This is a genomic window from Proteiniphilum acetatigenes DSM 18083 (genome assembly GCF_000380985.1).
In the GTDB taxonomy this organism is placed as follows: Bacteria; Bacteroidota; Bacteroidia; order Bacteroidales; family Dysgonomonadaceae; genus Proteiniphilum; species Proteiniphilum acetatigenes.
Genome location: NZ_KB905723.1, coordinates 1 through 3066 on the forward strand (window position 1 = coordinate 1; position 3066 = coordinate 3066).

General features: G+C 33.9%; 3 protein-coding genes and 2 pseudogenes. All 5 read right to left on the minus strand.

Annotation, left to right across the window (positions count from 1 at the left end; genetic code table 11):
* Positions 1-632 (minus strand): annotated as a pseudogene (locus F597_RS0119725) (mannosyltransferase); the annotation flags it as partial.
* A gap of 155 nt (positions 633-787) precedes the next feature.
* Positions 788-1012: an NVEALA domain-containing protein gene (locus F597_RS0119730; RefSeq protein WP_019541469.1), complete on the minus strand. Its 225-nt coding sequence runs from the start codon at positions 1010-1012 to the stop codon at positions 788-790.
* A 56-nt stretch (positions 1013-1068) separates the two neighbouring features.
* Positions 1069-2118, minus strand: coding sequence for a BF3164 family lipoprotein (locus F597_RS0119735; RefSeq protein WP_081624428.1), 1050 nt, complete (start codon positions 2116-2118; stop codon positions 1069-1071).
* An 80-nt stretch (positions 2119-2198) separates the two neighbouring features.
* Positions 2199-2429: an NVEALA domain-containing protein gene (locus F597_RS0119740; protein WP_019541471.1), complete on the minus strand. Its 231-nt coding sequence runs from the start codon at positions 2427-2429 to the stop codon at positions 2199-2201.
* A gap of 214 nt (positions 2430-2643) precedes the next feature.
* A pseudogene (locus F597_RS0119745) lies at positions 2644-3066 on the minus strand (mannosyltransferase); the annotation flags it as partial.

The window sequence follows — 3066 nt, forward strand, 5'->3', positions numbered from 1 at the left end:
ATGCATATCAGCCACAAGATGATACCGGCAATGGCGAATGCTGTCTGAAAACGGAATTCGAAACTCAATCCGAATAAAACACCTATGATAAAATAGCGGAGCTTACTTTGTCTGTTTAATTCCACAAGACCGACCGATATCAATAAGCATAACCCCGACCATGTTTCTGATGAGAACCGCACATTAATAGATGGAAAAAACCATATAAAGAATGATAAAACAATCAATGCCGCATGATACCTGCTTTTTATAGAAGGTTTGAAGCAACTTTTGAAAAATAAAACAGATAGGATGGAAAAAACCGCAGTTATCCCTCTTAACAGGGTTGCCAGTATAAAAGGATCTTTGACTCCGAATAAACCGGCCAGCTTAAATATCACTAAAGCTAAATAAGGCTGTAAGGTCGGGCGAATTTGAGCACCGTATTCCCATGCCAAATCATCACCGGTATTCCAACCCGCCTTTAATCCTGCGAACTCAATGAGTTGAAAATGTTCATCGGGATGGTGAAATCCATTACTATTGATAGCGCTAAAAAGATATGTAATGATTATCAGGATTAAAACGAACCTGTTTACATTCAATAGATGTTTTGAATTTATATCTTTTATGACACATCTGTCCTTTTGCATTTAAAGTAAAGTTTGAATATTCTGGAAGATCAGGATTTTTAATCAAGTAAGTTATTCAGTTAAATCATTTAGTAATAAGCAGGCATTTCATTAAACATAGTTGTTTTAATATTTAATGAAACGCCTGCATTTTCACTATCTTCTATAGAAATCGACTACCAAATCCTTTTTCCGAGGTATATCCATCCGTTACCCACAATACAGATACTTTGAGAGTAAGGACAATTATCAGGATTTATTTCACCTTGAGCCAATGCTTCTACATTATTCATCGCTAGATCTGATAGATTAGCATCACTTTTCATACTTCGATTCACTCCATACGCTGTGACTATCAAAAGTGCAAGGGCAGATATGCCCGATAGAATTTTTTTCTTCATATTTCAATGATTTTAAAAGGTTGTATGCATTATTGAAACCGTAAATATATCGGAATCTATTTTAACGTAAAACTAACGAGTTGTTCAGTATCATTACTGTAGGCATACAAATATCTGTTATCTTCATCTATGGCTATATTACTTATATCTATATCCAAATTTAATAATTTAACAGGGTTACCATCCCAATCGAAAACAAATACTTTATTCGCAAGATATGCATTATATACATTGTCTCCTATCACTCTATTTGAATAGAGAAGGTATATATAATCCTGAGTACAATACGAATCAATGAATTTTGTCTTTGAATTTCTGTCTATAGCTGCTGAAACAGACTCTATGCCATCGCCTTCGGGCTTGAAATTCGCCACTTCTCCATGAAACTCAAATATCTTATATAAATTATTTTTTTGTGTAATTTCAATGATTTCAAAAACTTCTGAATCTTCACATGCGAAGAAAAATCTTTTGCCATCGGGCCTTACAGCCAATCTCCCTTGAAACGCCATTGCTTTATGCGCATTGGTGAACATTTCTTCATTAGTAAATGTTGGATAATCAAAATTATATGATATCACTTTTCCCGATTTATCCAATAGCATATACCGCCCTTTCTCAAAAATTCCTGTAGCAACGAATATGTCAGATGATAATGGAATTAAGGTTAAAATCATATCTATTCCTTTTACTGATAGTACTTCTGTAAGCACAGGATTGGTGAGATTTTCAAAATTAATTGTGTACAATATACTTTTATTTGGCTCAAAAAAACTGATGGTATTTTCATTGACTATTGATGTTGTAGTGACCATTCCTAAAATTTCATCAGGTCCTTGGCCTAATTTCCCAAATTTTGAAAGCATTATTTCTTTGTCCAGATCAGTAATGGAAAATATGAATTCACCATCTACATCATAAGCTATCAGATTATTATTAATACAGTAAATTTTAAAAACCTTAGAAAAGTGGGAGTCATTCTTGAGATTCACAGGTGTATGATTAATATCCTCTATCTCTCTAAAGCTATCTATAATACTTTTTTTATTTTCTCCACATGAAAGAAAAATGAGTAAACACAAGGCACAAGAAATGTAAATTTTCATATATATGCGTGTTAAAGAATATGTGATAAAACATAACTTCTCCTTTACTTAAAAAGGAGAAGTTATGAAAATAGGTGAGATTACCAATATCTCTTACCCAGATACATAGTTCCCATGTCTATTATACAAACGTTTGGAGAAGTATTTGCGCACAACCATGGAAAACCTACTTCACCATTCGCCAACGCCTCCACATTATTCAATGCCAGATCTGATAGATTAGCATTGCTGTTCACACTTTGGTTCACCCCGTAGCCTGTGGCTGCCAGAAGTGCAAGGGCAAATATGCCCGATAGAATTTTTTTCTTCATCCCAACGAAATTAGAAGATTTTATGCATTATTGCAACCATGAAGGTACCTGAACACTTGGGTTTGACCAATTTTTTTTACTCACTTATAACTCACTTTATATATATATCTGAAAATAAATCCATTAATAGGAGGGGATACCATCTGCTCTTCCCATGTAGTTTTCCTTTTGTCTGTAACAACAAAAGGCCTGGATTTGGTAATAGGAATATTTTTTAATCTCTTTCATAATCGTTTTCCTGCGTATACAATATTGGTACGGCTTCTTCATTAAATACACCGTAAAACTTGTTTAATTCCATTATCCAGGCTGGAATACCGTGTTTCTCCATTTTATAACCATTTTTCTCAAGGAGTACGCGTTCTGTATAATGCCCTTTAGAGAGAACAACCAATTGATTTGGTTCCGGATGGGTTAAAAATTCTGTCGTGATATCTTTTAAAATCAGGTTATCGGGAAGATAAAAACTTGCGTTTAATCCTTCTGAGTTACTGGAAATATAAAGATTATTATTTTTTAGGCTGTATATCGTCAATGATTCAGTATCACCATATTTTCTGCTGATATAATGGATCAAATTAATCGATCCGTTACCGGCAGGTTTAAAGAGCATCATGGCTAATCCGCCTAAATTAAT